The sequence below is a fragment of the Streptomyces sp. Inha503 genome (genome assembly GCF_047215865.1).
GTDB classification, from domain to species: Bacteria; Actinomycetota; Actinomycetes; order Streptomycetales; family Streptomycetaceae; genus Streptomyces; species Streptomyces lycopersici.
The window spans coordinates 2,380,027-2,395,794 of sequence record NZ_CP178360.1 but is presented as its reverse complement, the minus strand read 5'-3'; the positions used below and the strand labels follow the sequence as shown (position 1 = coordinate 2,395,794).

Genomic DNA, 15,768 nt, shown 5'->3' with positions numbered 1-15,768 from the left:
GTCAACAAGATGCGCGACGCATCTATATCCGCAGCGTAAGGGACGGCTCAGCCGCGTATGGTCACGCCGTGGAGTGTGCGCAGTCGGTGCAGTTCCCACAGCGAGAGCCCGGTCACCGACAGCGGCCCGCCGAACAGGGAGCAGAACTGGGCCCACATCGGCCCGTTGGGCATGCCGCTCCCGGTCAGGTTGAAGACGGCGATGATCCAGACCATCACCACGGTGAGCACGGCAGGCAGCGCGGCGTGCACATAGGCGGTGTTGAAGGCGGAGCGGGCGACGTAGGCCGAGGCCAGGAAGAAGAACGGCAGCCCCCACAGCACGAACACGAGCGCCGGGACCGCGGCCACGAACAGCCACACCCCGTGCAGCCCTTCCAGCACCTCGGGGTTGGCCGAGACCCCTCACAACGTGGCGGCGAGGACGGCCACCGTCAGGACGTACCAGCCGACGGTCTTGGCCGGGACACCGAGCCGGGAGCGCAGCAACCGCCGCCGCTCCGCGGGCGCGTAGCGGATGAAGAGGGCGATGACCACCGGTCCGGCGATGAGCAGCAGGACCGGGGTCACGATGAGTTGGGCGGCACTCTCGCTGGCCTGGTCCTTCAGGTCGCCGTCCGATCCGTACACGTAGTAGAGGGCGAGCGTCGCGAGGACACCGAGCACCGTGCGGGTGATCTGAACGCGGTCGACCACGGGGTCGTGGACGCGCGCGCCGCCATCCTGGTCGAACAGTTTCCGCGCGGGCCGGTGCGCCAGGCGGAGCAGGGGGACGAGGATGGAGAGGAAGGGCACTCGCCGGTACCAGCGCCGGCCCCTGGGCGCCGGACGGTAGGGCCCGGGCGGTGGGGGTGGGGGCGGGGGTCCATAGGGGTTCGGCGTCGGCGGCGGCCCATAGGGGGCCGGTGTCGGCGGCGGTCCGTACGGATCCGGCACCGGCGGCGGTCCCCAACGGTTGCCGCCCTGTCCGGGGTCGTTCGGCAGACCCCATCCCCCCGTTGCCATCGCGGTTCCTCCCCGCCCATGCGTGTCGACCACGCGTTTTTCGCCATCTGGCCGGGAATTGTAGGTTACGAAGACGAATTACGGGCTCCGGCCGACGTTCGGGAAGAAGTCCGAAGAGCCGCGGCGGTGGCGCCGATGCTGGACGGACGGACCCGGGACTGATCAACGCCTCGGCGCGCTCGCGGCCGGTGCCCAGGACCCGTCGAGCGTCACGCCCGCCGCTTCGGCGATCCGGGCGCGGGACGCCAGCAGCCGGGTGCGCAACGCCGGCAGGTCGACGTCGAGCAGCCGGCCGTTTCGCTTGACCGGCTTTCCGGCGATGAAGACGCTGTCCACCAGCCCGGGGTGACCGGCGGAGACGACCGTGCCGACGGGATCCGTGACCGGGAAGACCGTGGGGTCCTCGGCGTCGAGGAGGATGAAGTCGGCGTCCTTGCCGACGCCGAGGCTGCCCGTCCGGGCGTCGAGTCCACAGGTGCGGGCGCCGTCCACCGTGGCGAATTCGACGAAGTCCCGCGCCGTGAGGCCGCCGTTCAGACCGCGCTGGACGGCGAACGCCGTGCGCATGGTGGCGAACATGTCCCCGCCGGCGGACGGGCAGTCGTCGATGGACAGCGACGGGCGGATTCCGGCGGCCAGCATGCGGCCGGTCTCGGGCCAGCCGAAGCCCATCTTCAGCTCGACGTCCGGGCTGATCGTCACCGAGCAGCCCGCGTCGGCCATCATGGCCACCTGGTCGTCGGAGATGCCGTTGCCGTGCACGAAGGTCGTGCGGTCGTCGAGCAGCCCGCGGTCACGCATGTCCGCGACGGGGCGCTCACCGCTGGGCCAGCCCGTGGCGGCGTGTACGTGGACGCTCACCCGCAGCCCGAGTTCCCGGGCCAGCGCGACATCGGCGGCGGTGGTGTCCATCGAGGTCAGCTGCGGACCGCGCAGCCCCAACGCCATGCCGTCGTCCGATAGTTGGGATCGCACGCGCCTGACCTCGGCGGCGATCGAGTCGTCGGCGAAGCCGGCGCCGTAGCAGAACACCGAGTGGCCGGGCGCGTCACGCAGCGCCTGGATCGCGGCGTCGGCGTTCTCCGGGCGGTCGGAGCAGTGGAACCAGTCGAGCATGGTCGTGACGCCCGAGCTCAGTGCCTCGATCCGGCCCAGCAGGTTGCCCAGGTACACGTCCTCCGGCCGGTAGTGCGGCCGGAGCGTGCCGTGCATGGCGGCGCCGTACTCGCGGAACGTCCAGTTGGCGCCGATGCCGCGGAAGGCGGTCTGCCAGGTGTGCCGGTGGGTGTCGACGAAACCGGGCATCACGATCTTGCCGCGGGCGTCGACGACCTCCGCGTCGGCCGTTTCCACGTCGGCGGCGACCGCCGCGATCCGGCCGTTCTCGATGAGCAGGTCGCCCTGCGGGAGATCGCCGACGGCCGGGTCCATGCTGACCACCATGCCGCCGCGCACCAATGTCCTCATCGGATGGGCCCCTCTCACGCAGTTGACGCATCAACTCTAGGCTCCGTCGAGTTGATGCGTCAACTGCATGGCTCCGGCGGGTAGGATTTCCGCCATGACGGAGACCCGCGACCTGGACCCCGAGGAATGGGAGCTCTGGGGCGCTTGGACGCGCGCGCAGCGGCTGCTCGCCCAGGAGCTCGACCGTGCACTCCAACGTGACTTCGGCATCTCGAAGGCCGAGTTCAGCGTGTTGATGGCCTTGTGGCGCGCGGCCGGGCGCGAGCTGCGCGTCGGCGAGCTCTCCGAGTCGCTCGGCTGGGAGAAGAGCCGCGTCTCGCACCAGCTGACCCGCATGGAGAGGCGCGGTTTCGTGGCACGGACCGAAAGCGGTGCCTACGGCCGCCGTACCGGCACCAAGCTGACCGCCGAGGGGCGCGGTGCCGTGCAGAGTGCCATCACCGGGCACGCCGGAAACATCCGCCGCCACTTCTTCGACACCCTCACTCCGCAGCAGGCCGATGCCATCCGGGCATGGAGCGAGCAGACGATCGAGCGCATCGAATCGCACGGCGACGTCTCCGCCCGACGACCGTGACGGTGTCACCCGGTCCGGCTGCGGGCCGGGTGGGAGCGGCCCGACCTCATGCCTTCTTTCCGCGGCGTCGCGTCACGGCCAGAAGGTCCGCCGCGGGGCCGACGGGGACGCGTCCCGAAGCCCAGACGGCTCGCAACGCACGGCGTAGTTCGATGCCCTCGACCTCCACCGACACGAGGCGGCCATCGGCGAGATCGGCCCCTACCGCGAGCTCGCTGATCACCGCCGGGCCGGTTCCGGCGATCACGGCGTTGCGCACGGCGGTCGCCGACCCCAGCTCCAGGAGGGGCTGCGGTTCGCCCACGCCGGCCTTGCGCAGGGCCTGGTCCAGCGTCTCGCGGGTGCCCGATCCGCGTTCGCGCAGCACCAGCGGCGCGGCCACGAGCTCGGCGACGCCCAGCGGGCGGCGGCGGCGCGTCCAGGGGTGCCCCGGGGCGACCACCACGAGCAGCCGGTCGCGGGCGACCTGCCGGGCGGACAGCCCTGCCGGGGCCCGCGGTGACTCGACGAACCCCAGGTCCGCCGCTCCGCTGCGGAGCAGCTCCGGAACCTGCTCACTGTTGGTCACCTGGAGACCGACGTACAACTCCGGCCGAGTGCGGCGCAGCTCGCCGATCCAGCCCGGCACCAGACACTCGGCCACCGTCATGCTGGCCGCCACCCTCAGCTCGGCGTCCCGCTTCGTACGCAGCGCCTCCGTGCCGGTCAGCAGCCCCTCCATCTCCTGAAGGACCCGCTGCGCCCAGCCCGCCACGGCCCGGCCCGCGTCGGTGAGCTGCGACCCCCGCCGCGTCCGGTCCACCAGTACCAGGCCCAGCCTGCGCTCCAGCACGGACAGCCGCTTGCTCGCCGACGGCTGCGTAAGGCCGAGCCGCGCCGCCGCACCGCTCAAGCTCCCCGCGTCTCCGACCAGGACGAGCAGCCGCAGCGATTCCGGATCCGGCAACTGGCTCATAGCCCCAGGGTATGGCCCGGACCCGGTCGGCAGTCATGCCCTTTGGCTATGACCTCCTCACGATCTCGGGGCTACAACCGTGGTCCGGAGCGCATCAGAGTCGAGGCCATGAGTGAAGATCTGGACCGTCCGGCCGATGCCCGGCCGAAGGCTGATGTCCGGCCGGAGGCCGATGCCCGCCCGGATGCCCCTGCCCGCCCGGCGGCCGAACCGGCGCGGGCGTCCCGGACCGCCGTGGCCCCTCTCGTACCCGGTCTGGCCCTCGTCCTGGCTCTCGCGGTGGCGGGCACGGCGGTGGGGAAGACGTTCCCGCTCGTCGGCGGCCCGGTGGCCGGGATCGTCCTCGGTGCGCTGCTGGCCGCCCTGAAGAGGCCAGGAGCGCGGTGGAGTCCCGGCATCGGCTTCGCGAGCAAGTGGGTCCTGCAAGTTTCGGTCGTCGTCCTGGGCTCGCAGCTGTCGCTGGCCCAGATGGTCCAGGTGGGCGTGGACTCGATTCCGGTGATGACCGGCTCGTTGGTGATCTGTCTGACCGCCGCGTACGGCATCGGCCGGTGGCTCGGCATCGCCGGGGACCTGCGGACGCTGATCGGCGTGGGCACGGGCGTCTGCGGCGCGTCGGCGATCGCGGCGACCGCCCCGGTCATCGGCGCGGCCGGGGTCGAGGTGGCCTACGCGGTCTCCACCATCTTCCTGTTCAACGTCGCCGCCGTGCTCACCTTCCCGCTCCTCGGCCACCTCCTGGGGATGAGCCAGCACAGCTTCGGCCTCTTCGCGGGGACGGCGGTCAACGACACGTCCTCAGTGGTCGCCGCCGCCACCAGCTACGGCCGCACCGCGGCGGACTACGCGGTCGTCGTCAAACTCACCCGCAGCCTCATGATCATCCCCATCTGCCTGGGACTGGCCTGGCTGGTGAGACGCCGCGACCGTGCCGCGGCGGAGGCCACGGCCCGTCCCCGGCTTCAGGTGGTCAAGCTGGTGCCCGGGTTCCTGGTCGGCTTCCTGCTGATGACCACGGCGAACAGCCTGGGTCTCATCCCGGCCGCCGCCCACCACGGACTCGGCGAGCTCTCGGTCTTCCTCATCACCGCCGCGCTCTCCGCGACGGGCCTGTCGACCGACCTCGCCGCACTGCGCCGCACCGGCCCCCGGCCACTCATCCTGGGTGCCTGCCTGTGGGTGGTGGTCTCGGCGACCAGCCTCGTTCTCCAACTCCTGACCGGTTCCTTGTGAGCGGGAGCCCGGGGACCATCACGACCGCGGGGGCCGGTGGGGTTCATGACCGCGGCTCCGGGTTCCGGAGTGCCACCTCGGACAGCAGGCCCAAGCGGCGCAGATCCCTCTCGTAGAAGCGCTTGCCGATGATGAAGGCGGCGCCGGCCGCGACCGCGGCGAGTGGGACCGCCCGCAGCGCGCCGAGCAGCCCCACGTGGTCCGCGAGGACGCCCGTCACCGCGGGCCCGGGGGCGAGCCCGAGCAGCTGTTGGCCAGGGTGAGCGTGGCCATGGCCGTCGCCGCGATGGCCGCGGGGGTCAGATTCGCCACCATGGCCGCCGCGGGTCCGGCCGTGGCATTGCACAGCAGGGCCCCGGCCCCGACCAGCACGAGTTGCGGCGCGCCCGTCGGCAACTGGAATCCGGCCGTCAGCAGCACGAACGATCCGAGGCTGCTGGTGGCCGCGACGGTCCACTTACCCGCGCCGGCCCGTCGGCTGACGCGGTCCGCGACCATCCCGCCACCGATCATGCCGACGCCGGTGATCAGCGCGAAGACTCCGGCGACCAGGCCGGCCTTCGCGGTGGGCATGGAGTAGTAGCGATTGAGGAAGGTGGGCATCCAGGCGAGCAGGGCCATCGCGATGAACATCTGGAGCCCGCTGCCGATGTAGGCACAGACCACGGAGACGGATGAGACCAGCCGCGGCAGCAGGGCCCGGATGGGGACCGGTTCGGCGGGCGCGCCATGCGTGGCATGAGCGGCCGCGCCATGCGTGGCGTCAGCGGCCGAACGCAGCCTCTTCTCGGTGACCACGATGCCGTACAGCGCGGCCAGGACCAGCCCGAAGATCCCCATCACGCCGAACGCCCAGCGCCATCCCAGATGCTGGGCCACGACGCCACCGATCGACACGCCCAGCACGGATCCAAAGGCGCCTCCTCCGATGAACGCTCCGGAGAGCGTGGCGCGCAGCCCGACGGGGAAGACACTGAGGACCACCGCGATCCCGACGCTCCCGTAGGCCGCTTCGCCGACACCGACCATGAGCCGGCCCAGGAACATCTGGTCGTAGCTCGCTGACAACGCGCAGCCCACGGTCGCGAGACTCCACACGGTCGCGGCGATCACCAGGCACCTGACCCTGCCCCAGCGGTCCGCCAGGAGCGACAACGGGAAGGCGAGCACACCCACCATCAGGGCCACAATGCCGCTGAGCGAGCCCAACTTGGCATCCGACAGCAGCCACTCGGCCTTCAGCAGGGGAAAGACGGCGTTGAGCACCTGCCGCGACATGTAGTCGGACAGCAGAAGCCCGAAACTCAGGCCGAACACCACCCAGGCGTACCCACGGGATACAGCCGGTCCGGCGGGAGACGTGTCCGCCAGGACCGTACCGGACGTGTGAAGTCTCATCGACATCACCTCTCTGGTCTCTGGCCGCGCGGCTCAGATGGGCCTGTCGCCGGTGATGCCCGCGCGCTCCATCTTGCGGACGCCGGGCCAGTAGTCCTGGACGGCGTAGTGCTGGGTGGAGCGGTTGTCCCAGATGGCGACGCTGTTCTTCCGCCAGCGCCAGCGCACCTGGTATTCGGGGACGGCCGCCTGGCTGATCAGGTAGTTGAGGAGGTGACTCGCCCCGGGCGCGTAGTCCTGGCCGAAGCGCACGTTCTCGGGCGTGTGGTAGTTGACGAAGTGTGTGGTGAAGCTGTTGACGAAGAGGATCTGCTCGCCGGTCTCCGGGTGGACGCGCACCACCGGGTGTTCGGCGTCCGGGTACCGCGCCTTCAGCTGGTGGCGCTGCTCCATCGGCAGGACGGCGCCGAAGGTCGCCTCGATGGTGTGCCGTGCCCGCAGTTCCGCGATCCGCGCCTTGATGTGTTCGGGCAGCCGGTGGTGGGCCTCGGCCATGTTGACCCAGATCGTGTCACCGCCGACCTCCGGCGTTTCCACGCAGCGCAGGACGGCACCCATGGACGGGCACTCGCGCCAGGTCCCGTCACAGTGGAGCGCGTTCTCGTAGTGTTCCGGCTTGCTGTCCAGGTCCTTGTAGATGCGGACCAGTCCCGGGTGGTCCGGGTCGCTGCCGGCCACCGGGTGGTCCTCCAGTGGGCCGAAGCGCGTGGCGAAGGCGATGTGCTCGGCGCGGGTGATGTCCTGGTCCCGCAGGAAGAGGACCTTGTACCGCAGCAGCTCTTGCCTGATCTGGGAGAACAGGTCGTCGTCGCGCGAGGCGTCGCCGAGGTTCACACCGGAGAGCTCGGCCCCGATGGTGCGGGTGAGGGGCTCAACCTTGATCGAGGTGCGGAGGACACCCGGGCGCACCAGGGCGGGCGTGGCTTCCTTCGGGGGGACGGTTCGGGGCATGTGCTCACTCCTTGGCCGATGTGCGTGTTCAGTCGATGTGCGTGGTCAGAGGACGAAGACGGAAGACCCCGTCGTCCGTCCCGCCTCCAGCTCGCGATGTGCTTGTGCCGCGTCCTGGAGGGCGTAGCGCTGATTGATCTGGATCTTGATGCGTCCGGATGCGACATGCCCGAACAGCTCGCCCGCGAGGGCATCCCGCTCCGCGGGTTCGGCGATGTAGTCGGCCAGCGCGGGCCGGGTCACGAACAGCGAGCCGTGGACGGCCAGTCGCATGGCGTCGAGCGGCGGCACCCCGGAGGCCGTGCCGAAGCACACCAGCAGACCGCGGCGCCGCAGCGAGGCCATGGATCCGGCGACCGTGTCCTTGCCGACGCTGTCGAAGACCACCGGGACACCTTGGCCGTCGGTCAGTTCACGCACCCGCTCGGCCACGTTCTCGCGGCGGTAGTGGATGATGTGGTCGCAGCCGTGGGCGCGGGCGATCTCGGCCTTCTCCTCGCTGGAGACCGTGCCGATCACGGTGATGCCGAGCAGCTTCGCCCACTGGGAGAAGATCAGCCCGACACCACCGGCCGCCGCGTGGAGCAGTACGGTGTCCCCGGACTCGAGCGGGTGGATCCGGCGCAGCAGATAGGCCGAGGTGAGGCCGCGCATGGTCATCGCCGCGGCGGTCTCGCAGCCGATCCCGTCCGGCAGCTTGATCAGCGAGTCCGCGGGCATGACCCGTTCCGTGCTGTAGGCGCCCAGCGGGCTCCCGGTGTAGGTCACGCGGTCACCCTCGGCGATATGCGCCACGCCCTCGCCCACGGCCTCGACCACCCCGGAACCCTCGACACCGAGCCCCGCGGGGAGCGGCGCGGGATACAGCCCGGTACGGAAGTAGGTGTCGGCGAAGTTGAGTCCGACGGCGGCATGCCGGACGCGTACCTCACCAGGACCTGGGTCGCCGACGGCCATGGCCTCCCACCGGAGTACCTCGGGGCCTCCGGTTTCGTGGAAGCGAGTGGCGTGTGCCATGGAATGCTCCGTTGCTCGTGTTTTCGCGGTGTGAGGGGTCAGTTCTCGGGGGTCAGTTCTCGATGTCGCGCAGCATGAAGCCGCGCCGGCCAGGGCGGCGGTTGGGCACCATGCCGAGCCGGGCCAGGGTCTCGTCGGTGTCCGCGTACCATTCGCCGAGCTTGTAGATCTTCTTCGCCTCTTGCCCGGTGGCGATCTCACGACCGAGCGCATGGGCGATCCGGACCATCTGCTCGACCTGCTCCACCGAGGACATCCGCTCGCCCTTGTGCCGCCACAGGTTGTCCTCGTTGCCCACCCGCACATGGGTGCCCAGGGCGATGCCGATCGCGTTCATCGGCGCCACCGCGCGCATGGAGGCTTCGATCGTGAGCACCGCCCCGTCCGGGACGCGGCGGATGAACTCGATCAGGTCGGCCGGGTGCCGGCCGGCGAACCCGCCGCCGATCGCGACGTAGTTGAGCACCAGCGGGCCGGTGTACACACCCTTGCGGATCAGCCGCTCCACGGTTTCCAGCTGTGCCATGTTGGCGAGCTGGAAATGCGGCTGAACGCCGTTGGCCCGGAGCCGCTCGAGGTGTTCGAGGTAGAACTCCGGCCCGGCCTCGACCACCATGTCCCGGTAGGCCTGGTAGTACGCCTGCTTGGCGATCGAGGTGCCCTCGATGTCCTCGTCGTCGAAGAGCTCGACGATGTTCATCTGGTTGGTGTTGATCGCGATCGTCACCTGGTCCGGCCTGGGAGTGATGTCGGCCAGCATGTGGCGGGTGTCGTAGCTGAGCCACTTCGCGTCGGAGCCCTCGTCCTCGGGCGCGAAGGAGATCGACCCGCCGATCTGGAGGACCATGTCCGGCACGGCCTCCCGCAGCCGGGCCATCAGCTCGTTGAACATGGACATGCGCTTGGAGCCGCGGCCGTCCAGCTCGCGCACGTGAATGTGCAGCACGGTGGCACCGGCCTGGTAGCAGTCGATCGCCGCCTGGACGTGCTCGTCCATCGTGAGCGGGAGGTCGTCGGCATCACCGGGCAGCCATTCCGGCCCGTAGGGCGCGGCCTGGATGACCAGCTTCTCCTGGTTCTCGGGGTACAGGGAGTCATCGAGGAAGTGCACGGTCGATCTCCTTTGTCGGATGGTCCTCACCCGCCGCGCCATATGCGTCACCGCTCGCGATGCGAGAGCTGATGCGAGAGCTGAGGAGGACGGCGAGGACCGAAGCGGGATTGCGGACGGGATTCCCGGGCACGCCAGGGACCCGGATACGATCAGCGGGGTCCCTGGCGGTAAGGCAACGCTAGGGGCCGGTTACGCCGCCCGCTTTACCGTCGGTGACATCCGACTTATCACTTGGGGACCGGCGACGGACCCCCTGGTGGTCACCGCTCGCCCGAGTGCCGCTGCCTCGTTCGCCGGTTACGCCACTCCCTCGGGCTGCAACCGAACCGCCGGCTGAACCACCGTGAGAAGGCGCTCGGCGCGGCGAACCCCAGCAGCCCGGAGATCTCGGTCAACGAGCGGCGTTGGTTGGCCACCAGCTGCTCCGCGAGCTGGACGCGCGTCGCGTTCAGGAGGGAGGAGAACGACTCGCCCGAGGCCGACAGGTGCCGGTGGACGGTTCTCCGGTCGACGCCGAGGCTGGAAGCGACCTGCTCGATCGAACAGCGCCCGGTCGGCAGCAGAACCTCGATCAGCTCGCGCACGCGGTCCGGTACGGTCGTGTCCCTCGCGACCGCGATGGAGTCGAAATACCGCCGCGCGTAGGTGTGGAGCAGCGGGTCCGACCCGGGGTTGGGAACGTTGAGTTCACTGGCGTAGAAGACGATCCCGTTGAATTCCCGGTCGAACTCCACTACGGGGCCGAAGGCGCGCCGATGTGTTCCGGTGTCCGCCGGGGCGCCGTGCGTGAAACACACGGACACCGGCTGCCACCGAGCACCGAGGAAACCGCGGAGGACCTGGTGGAACACCCCCACGGCCAGCTCCATGGCCTGGCGGGCGGGCATGGCCTCACCACTCGGCTCCAGCGCCACCTTCAGGGTGGCCAGGCCACTCGCCTCGGAGAGCCGGCTGTGGAGCATCTCGTTGTACGTGTGCTCGTGGCGGACGAGAAGCTCGAGCGCGCTACGGACATCCGGCTCCTCGCGTATGACCAGGCTGATGGGGCCGAGATTGGACAGGCGGCGGCGCTCGGCCAGGAGCAGGCCGAAGTCCTCGCGCCGCGAGGCCGCCGCCGAGAGCTCGAACAGCTGGGTCACGGCCACCCCGGAGATCCATCTGTCCTGGACGGCGAGGCCGACCGGGTCCAGACCCACCCGCTTCATCAGGTCCCGGGGGTCGATGCCGAGCGACCGGCTGAGCTCGACGTAGCTGTTCAGCGCCGCGTTGCGGACGAGGGGCTTCATGGGCGCACTCCAGGGGTTGTCCCCAATTGGTAAGTCACCTGTCACGCGGGGTCAAGCGGTGCGGTGCGGCGCGACCTAACGTTGCACCACCGTGAGAGCTCGCCACCCGGCGCTCACATCACCGACCGCCCCGGCAGTGGCGGCGGGGAGGGGAACCGTATGAACAACCTCGCCGTGCTCCTGGCGGAATCCGCATGGGCCGACGGGCGACGAGTCGCCGTTCGTCAGGGCGGGACCGCCCTCACCTACGCCCAACTGAACGACTCCGGAGCCCGCGTCGCCACGCTGTTGCGCGCCAGGGGCGTGCGACCGGGCGATCGCGTCGCGCTGGTCATGCCCAACGTCACCCATTTCCCCGTCGTGTACTACGGCATCCTCCGCGCGGGCGGCGTGGTGGTGCCGATGAACCCGCTGTCGAAGTCCCGCGAAATCGCGTTCCTGCTCCGGGATTCCGGGTCCCGCCTGGTGGTGACGTCCCCGCTGTTCGCGGACGAGGTCACGACGGCCGCGGCAGGGGCCGGAGCCGAGTGCCTGGTCACCGACCCCGCGGTATTCGGCCATCTCGTGCGGGCCACCGCGCCGATGCCCGAGATCGTCGATCGGGCCGGGAACGACACCGCCGTGATCCTTTACACCTCGGGCACGACAGGAACCCCGAAGGGCGCCGAATTGACCCACCGCAACCTGATGACCAACGCGGCCACCACGGTCGAGACGGTGCTCCACATCGGGCCGGACGACGTACTGTTCGGCGGCCTACCCATGTTCCACGCCTTCGGACAGACCTGCGCTCTCAACACCGCGGTCGCCGCCGGCGCCACGCTGACCTTGCTGCCGCGGTTCGAACCGGCCAAGGCGCTGGAGATCATGGACCGGGACGGGGTCACCGTCTTCCTCGGTGTCCCCACGATGTACACGGCCCTGCTGCGCACCGCGGTCCCCGACGGCTACGACCTCTCGCGGATGCGCTTGGCCGTCTCCGGGGGTGCCGCGTTGCCGGTCGAAGTGCTGCACGGCTTCGAGCGGGAATTCGGCGCCACCGTGCTGGAGGGCTATGGCCTCTCGGAGACCTCGCCGGTCGCCTCGTTCAACCCTCCGGACCGGCCACGCAAGGCCGGTTCGATCGGTCTCCCCGTCCGCGGGGTCGAACTCATGCTGGTCGCGGACGACGGCACCCCGGTCGGGCCGGGCGAAGTCGGTGAGATCGCGATCCGCGGCGAAAACGTGATGAGGGGGTACTGGAACCGTCCGGACGCGACCGCGGAGGCCATCCGGGACGGGTGGTTCCACAGTGGCGATCTCGCCCGGGTTGACGAGGACGGCTACTACTTCATCGTCGACCGGAAGAAGGACCTCATCATCCGCGGTGGATACAACGTCTATCCGCGCGAGATCGAGGAGGTGCTCTACGGACATCCCGCCATCGCCGAGGCCGCCGTCGTCGGTGTGCCGCACGAGATCCACGGGGAGGAAGTGGCCGCCGTGGTAACGCTCCGGGACGGTGCGCACACCACGGCCGGCCAGATACGCGATTACGTCAAACAGCGGGTTGCCGCCTACAAGTACCCGCGCATCGTCACGGTCACGGACGGGCTCCCCAAGGGAGCGACCGGCAAGATCCTCAAACGGGAGATCGTCGTCGGGCAGTAGGAAAATCCGGACCGCGGCCGTGAGGGAAGGACCACGGCTCCGGCTACCGCGCCGCCCCGGGGACACCCAGCCGGTCGGCCACGGCGGTGAGGGCCGTTCCCAGCGGGAGCGCGACCCGGGTGACGGCGTGCCGGTCGCCCCGGGTCGGGTCCAGGTTGACGATCAGTACCGGCTTTTCGGCCCGGGCCGCCTGGCGGACGAACCGGAGCCCGGACATCACCGTCAGTGAGGATCCCAGGACCAGCAGCGAGGCCGCCTCACGGACCAGCTCGCGGCAGTGCTCGACCCGCTTCGGCGGAACGGCTTCGCCGAAGAACACCACGTCCGGTTTGAGGATGCCGCCGCAGACCGTACAGGGCACCACGCGGAAGTCCCCGACCTGTTCGTCGGTGAGGTCGGCGTCGCCGTCCGGGTTGATTCCGGCGGCCACCGGCGCGAAGCCCGCATTGGCCTCCGCCAGCCGCCGGGCGAGTTCGCGGCGCGGGCTGAAGGCGCCGCAGGAGAGGCAGACGACCCGGTCCAGGCTGCCGTGGAGTTCCACGACGCCCTCGCTGCCGGCCGCCTGGTGCAGACCGTCGACGTTCTGGGTGATCACGCCCGAGAGCAGGCCGTGCCGCGCGAACGCGGCCACGGCCCGGTGCCCGGCGTTGGGGCGGGCGCGGCCGAAGGTGCGCCAGCCGAGGTGGCTGCGAGCCCAGTACCGGCGCCGGGCCCGGGCGTCGGCCGTGAAGTCCTGGTAGGTCATCGGGGTGTGCCGGCTCAGGCTCCCGCCCACGCCCCGGTAGTCGGGGATGCCCGACTCCGTGGAGATGCCCGCCCCGCTGAGCACCAGCACACCGCCGGTGCGCAGCGCGTCGGCGACCGGTTCCAGATCCGTGCTGCCCGGCGGCAGGTCTTCGGCGGGGGTCCAGCTCAAAGTGGGGCGCATGCGCATGCCGCCAGCGTACGGAACGCGACACGGATGACACCTGGCGTATACGATTTGGGCCATCTAGTCCATTATGTCCCTATTCAGGGGGTGATGTCGTGGAGGGGATTGCCGATATGGGCGGTACCCCGGGATGGGGTTCCGTTCAGCCGCCGAGGCGTGATGAGCCGGTCTTCGAGGAGCCCTGGCAGAGCCGGGCATTCGCGCTGGCGACTCTCTCCGGCCGCATCGCGTACGGCGGCGTCAACCTGGACGCCTTCCGGCACGCGCTCGAGCGTCTGGACCGAGCCGCCTACCTGAACGACGGCTACTACGGGCGATGGCTCAACGGCGCGGAGCTGATGCTCACCGACAGTGCCATCCTGGCGCCGGGTGCCGTCGACGCCCGAGCCCGCAACCTGCGGGGCGAACACCTGGCGGAGCCACCGGTCCCCGAGCCCGCGGTACCCGACTACGCGCCGACCGCCGAGGGCTCGCTGCGCTCCGTGGCCACCGCCCCCGCCTTCGCCGTCGGCGAGCGGGTACGGGCCAGTGCCGTGCCGGTGCCCGGGCACACCCGGCTGCCGGGCTATCTACGGGGACACACCGGCACTGTCGAGCTCATCCAGCCCGCCTTCGTGCTGCCGGACACCAACGCCCACTTCCAGGGCGAGCATCCGCAGTACGTCTATTCGGTGCGATTCGACTCACGCGAGCTGTGGGGCGCCGACACCGAACCCTTCGCGCTCACCGCTGAGCTGTTCGAGAGCTACCTGGAGACCACCTCATGACCGCCACCAACGACGGGGCGGGCGAGACCCTTCCCGCGGCCCTGCGCACCGAGGCACTGGAGCAACTGCTCACCGAGCGCGGCCTGATCGACCCGAAGGTGCTGGACGGGGTGATCACCACCTACGAGACCAAGGTGGGCCCGCTCAACGGCGCCAAGGTCGTCGCCAGGGCCTGGACCGACCCGGAGTACCGGCGGCGGCTGCTCGACGACGGCACGGCGGCCATCAAGGAGCTCGGCTTCTCGGGGGCGCAGGGCGAGCACATCGTCGTCGTGGAGAACACCGCGACCACCCACAACGTGGTGGTGTGCACCCTGTGCTCGTGCTACCCGTGGCCGGTGCTCGGCCTGCCGCCGAGCTGGTACAAGGACCCCGCCTACCGCGCCCGCGTGGTGAAGGAGCCCCGTACGGTGCTGTCCGAGATGGGACTCGAACTCGACGACGACGTGCGGATTACCGTCCACGACTCCACCAGTGAGGTGCGCTGGTTCGTACTGCCCGAGCGTCCGGCCGGCACCGAGCACCTGTCCGAGGAAGAACTCGTGCCGCTGGTGACCCGGGACGCGATGGTCGGCGTGGCCAAGGTGATGGCGCTATGACCGCGCCGCTGGACATCGAGGGCCCGGCCGCACCGCCGCGCTCCAACGGCGAGTTGGTGTTCGCCGAGCCCTGGGAGGGCCGTGCCTTCGCCATGGCCGTCAGCCTGTACGAGGCGGGCGCGTTCCCCTGGCCGCGGTTCCAGGCCGCGCTGATCGCCCGGATCGCGGCCCGGGAGACCGCTCCGACACGGGACGAGCCGTTTCACTACTACCGGCTCTGGCTGGCCGCCCTGGAGGACGTGCTCGTCGGCCTGCGCGTCGTGGCCACGGACGAAGTGAGCGCACGCACCCACGCCCTGGCGCGACGTCACCCGGGCCATGACCACCGGGACGACCACGACCATGTGTCCGAGCGACCCTCGGTGTTTCTCGAGCGGCAGCACACCCACCGCACCGTGTGATCCCAAGCGGTCGGTGAGCGTCGTGACCAGGACCGGGCGGTGAACTCGCCGTTGTCCGGCTGCTCCACCCCGGTCCGCCGCCGCGGCGACGGGCTCACGCACCGGAGCCGCCGGGGGTGGGCTGCCGGAGCCGTTCGACCAGCGCGGCCATCCGCCGCACGGTGCGGAAGTTCTCCATCCGCAGGTCGGCGCCGCGGATGGCGATGCCGTACGACTTCTCCAGATGCACCACTAGCTCCATGGCGAAGAGCGAGGACAGTCCACCGGAGCCGAAGACGTCCGCGTCGGTCGCCCAGGTCGTCCCCGTACGCTTCGCCAGGAACCCCAGCATCTCCGTCTGGACGGCGCTGGATTCCGGTGGCACCGGCTGGTCGGATGACGTGGTCATACCTGTTCTCCCTCGTACTCGTAGAGCCCG

18 protein-coding genes are annotated in these 15,768 nt (G+C 70.2%); 6 read left to right on the top strand and 12 right to left on the bottom strand.

Features of this window, described 5'->3' with window-relative positions:
* Nucleotides 1-47: 47 nt before the first annotated feature.
* From ACJX2R_RS09895 to ACJX2R_RS09885, 3 genes are all read right to left on the bottom strand, one after another.
* Nucleotides 48-383 (bottom strand): hypothetical protein, encoded by a 336-nt coding sequence (locus ACJX2R_RS09895; RefSeq protein ID WP_413099746.1) that lies wholly within the window; start codon nt 381-383, stop codon nt 48-50.
* A gap of 21 nt (nt 384-404) precedes the next feature.
* The gene (locus ACJX2R_RS09890; protein ID WP_413099745.1) at nt 405-794 is read right to left on the bottom strand and encodes a hypothetical protein; all 390 of its coding nucleotides are present in this window, start codon (nt 792-794) and stop codon (nt 405-407) included.
* A 372-nt stretch (nt 795-1,166) separates the two neighbouring features.
* The gene (locus ACJX2R_RS09885) at nt 1,167-2,471 is read right to left on the bottom strand and encodes an amidohydrolase family protein (RefSeq protein ID WP_413099744.1); all 1,305 of its coding nucleotides are present in this window, start codon (nt 2,469-2,471) and stop codon (nt 1,167-1,169) included.
* A gap of 94 nt (nt 2,472-2,565) precedes the next feature.
* Here ACJX2R_RS09885 and ACJX2R_RS09880 point away from each other — a divergent pair, with 94 nt between their 5' ends.
* A complete protein-coding gene (locus ACJX2R_RS09880; protein WP_413099743.1) occupies nt 2,566-3,048 on the top strand; it encodes a MarR family winged helix-turn-helix transcriptional regulator in 483 nt (160 codons plus the stop codon).
* Between the two features lie 46 nt (nt 3,049-3,094).
* On the opposite strand, the gene ACJX2R_RS09875 is transcribed toward ACJX2R_RS09880, so the two are convergent.
* Nucleotides 3,095-4,003, bottom strand: a complete 909-nt coding sequence (locus ACJX2R_RS09875; RefSeq protein ID WP_413099742.1) for a LysR family transcriptional regulator — start codon at nt 4,001-4,003, stop codon at nt 3,095-3,097.
* A 108-nt stretch (nt 4,004-4,111) separates the two neighbouring features.
* Here ACJX2R_RS09875 and ACJX2R_RS09870 point away from each other — a divergent pair, with 108 nt between their 5' ends.
* Complete coding sequence (locus ACJX2R_RS09870) at nt 4,112-5,236, top strand: YeiH family protein (RefSeq protein ID WP_413099741.1); 1,125 nt, start codon at nt 4,112-4,114, stop codon at nt 5,234-5,236.
* 43 nt (nt 5,237-5,279) lie between these two features.
* Here the strand turns inward: ACJX2R_RS09870 and ACJX2R_RS09865 are convergent, their stop codons facing one another.
* The 6 genes from ACJX2R_RS09865 to ACJX2R_RS09840 form a co-directional block, all read right to left on the bottom strand.
* Complete coding sequence (locus tag ACJX2R_RS09865) at nt 5,280-5,456, bottom strand: hypothetical protein (RefSeq protein ID WP_413099740.1); 177 nt, start codon at nt 5,454-5,456, stop codon at nt 5,280-5,282.
* Nucleotides 5,453-6,634, bottom strand: coding sequence for an MFS transporter (locus tag ACJX2R_RS09860; protein ID WP_413099739.1), 1,182 nt, complete (start codon nt 6,632-6,634; stop codon nt 5,453-5,455). The genes ACJX2R_RS09865 and ACJX2R_RS09860 overlap by 4 nt, the downstream gene beginning before the upstream one ends.
* A gap of 33 nt (nt 6,635-6,667) precedes the next feature.
* Nucleotides 6,668-7,585, bottom strand: a complete 918-nt coding sequence (locus ACJX2R_RS09855; protein WP_413099738.1) for a TauD/TfdA dioxygenase family protein — start codon at nt 7,583-7,585, stop codon at nt 6,668-6,670.
* 45 nt (nt 7,586-7,630) lie between these two features.
* Nucleotides 7,631-8,602 carry a quinone oxidoreductase family protein gene (locus ACJX2R_RS09850; RefSeq protein WP_413099737.1) on the bottom strand — a complete coding sequence of 324 codons (972 nt, stop codon included), beginning with the start codon at nt 8,600-8,602 and terminating at the stop codon, nt 7,631-7,633.
* 52 nt (nt 8,603-8,654) lie between these two features.
* Nucleotides 8,655-9,713, bottom strand: coding sequence for a 3-keto-5-aminohexanoate cleavage protein (locus ACJX2R_RS09845; RefSeq protein WP_413099736.1), 1,059 nt, complete (start codon nt 9,711-9,713; stop codon nt 8,655-8,657).
* 263 nt (nt 9,714-9,976) lie between these two features.
* Nucleotides 9,977-11,002, bottom strand: coding sequence for an AraC family transcriptional regulator (locus ACJX2R_RS09840; protein WP_413099735.1), 1,026 nt, complete (start codon nt 11,000-11,002; stop codon nt 9,977-9,979).
* A gap of 159 nt (nt 11,003-11,161) precedes the next feature.
* On the opposite strand from ACJX2R_RS09840, the gene ACJX2R_RS09835 reads away from it, so the two are divergent.
* Nucleotides 11,162-12,652 carry a long-chain-fatty-acid--CoA ligase gene (locus tag ACJX2R_RS09835; protein ID WP_413099734.1) on the top strand — a complete coding sequence of 497 codons (1,491 nt, stop codon included), beginning with the start codon at nt 11,162-11,164 and terminating at the stop codon, nt 12,650-12,652.
* Between the two features lie 43 nt (nt 12,653-12,695).
* Here the strand turns inward: ACJX2R_RS09835 and ACJX2R_RS09830 are convergent, their stop codons facing one another.
* Nucleotides 12,696-13,586: an NAD-dependent protein deacetylase gene (locus ACJX2R_RS09830; protein ID WP_413099733.1), complete on the bottom strand. Its 891-nt coding sequence runs from the start codon at nt 13,584-13,586 to the stop codon at nt 12,696-12,698.
* Nucleotides 13,587-13,678: 92 nt separating this feature from the next.
* Here ACJX2R_RS09830 and nthB point away from each other — a divergent pair, with 92 nt between their 5' ends.
* Genes nthB through ACJX2R_RS09815 form a run of 3 tightly spaced genes read left to right on the top strand, consistent with a single transcriptional unit; the run spans nt 13,679 to nt 15,350 of the window.
* Nucleotides 13,679-14,350 (top strand): nitrile hydratase subunit beta, encoded by a 672-nt coding sequence (gene nthB / locus ACJX2R_RS09825; RefSeq protein WP_413099732.1) that lies wholly within the window; start codon nt 13,679-13,681, stop codon nt 14,348-14,350.
* Nucleotides 14,347-14,949: a nitrile hydratase subunit alpha gene (gene nthA, locus ACJX2R_RS09820; protein ID WP_413099731.1), complete on the top strand. Its 603-nt coding sequence runs from the start codon at nt 14,347-14,349 to the stop codon at nt 14,947-14,949. The genes nthB and nthA overlap by 4 nt, the downstream gene beginning before the upstream one ends.
* Nucleotides 14,946-15,350, top strand: coding sequence for a nitrile hydratase accessory protein (locus tag ACJX2R_RS09815; RefSeq protein WP_413099730.1), 405 nt, complete (start codon nt 14,946-14,948; stop codon nt 15,348-15,350). Before nthA ends, ACJX2R_RS09815 begins: the two co-directional genes overlap by 4 nt.
* Nucleotides 15,351-15,444: 94 nt before the next feature.
* On the opposite strand, the gene ACJX2R_RS09810 is transcribed toward ACJX2R_RS09815, so the two are convergent.
* Complete coding sequence (locus ACJX2R_RS09810) at nt 15,445-15,738, bottom strand: acyl carrier protein (RefSeq protein ID WP_413099729.1); 294 nt, start codon at nt 15,736-15,738, stop codon at nt 15,445-15,447.
* Between the last annotated feature and the right edge of the window lie 30 nt (nt 15,739-15,768).

Excerpts from the sequence above, each read along its gene's own strand:
- ACJX2R_RS09885 (WP_413099744.1), bottom strand. The coding sequence starts at position 2,471 with ATGAGGACATTGGTGCGCGGCGGCATGGTGGTCAGCATGGACCCGGCC.
- ACJX2R_RS09880 (WP_413099743.1), top strand. The coding sequence starts at position 2,566 with ATGACGGAGACCCGCGACCTGGACCCCGAGGAATGGGAGCTCTGGGGC.
- ACJX2R_RS09875 (WP_413099742.1), bottom strand. The coding sequence starts at position 4,003 with ATGAGCCAGTTGCCGGATCCGGAATCGCTGCGGCTGCTCGTCCTGGTC.
- ACJX2R_RS09870 (WP_413099741.1), top strand. The coding sequence starts at position 4,112 with ATGAGTGAAGATCTGGACCGTCCGGCCGATGCCCGGCCGAAGGCTGAT.
- ACJX2R_RS09860 (WP_413099739.1), bottom strand. The coding sequence starts at position 6,634 with ATGAGACTTCACACGTCCGGTACGGTCCTGGCGGACACGTCTCCCGCC.
- ACJX2R_RS09855 (WP_413099738.1), bottom strand. The coding sequence starts at position 7,585 with ATGCCCCGAACCGTCCCCCCGAAGGAAGCCACGCCCGCCCTGGTGCGC.
- ACJX2R_RS09850 (WP_413099737.1), bottom strand. The coding sequence starts at position 8,602 with ATGGCACACGCCACTCGCTTCCACGAAACCGGAGGCCCCGAGGTACTC.
- ACJX2R_RS09840 (WP_413099735.1), bottom strand. The coding sequence starts at position 11,002 with ATGAAGCCCCTCGTCCGCAACGCGGCGCTGAACAGCTACGTCGAGCTC.
- ACJX2R_RS09835 (WP_413099734.1), top strand. The coding sequence starts at position 11,162 with ATGAACAACCTCGCCGTGCTCCTGGCGGAATCCGCATGGGCCGACGGG.
- ACJX2R_RS09830 (WP_413099733.1), bottom strand. The coding sequence starts at position 13,586 with ATGCGCATGCGCCCCACTTTGAGCTGGACCCCCGCCGAAGACCTGCCG.
- nthA (WP_413099731.1), top strand. The coding sequence starts at position 14,347 with ATGACCGCCACCAACGACGGGGCGGGCGAGACCCTTCCCGCGGCCCTG.
- ACJX2R_RS09815 (WP_413099730.1), top strand. The coding sequence starts at position 14,946 with ATGACCGCGCCGCTGGACATCGAGGGCCCGGCCGCACCGCCGCGCTCC.
- ACJX2R_RS09810 (WP_413099729.1), bottom strand. The coding sequence starts at position 15,738 with ATGACCACGTCATCCGACCAGCCGGTGCCACCGGAATCCAGCGCCGTC.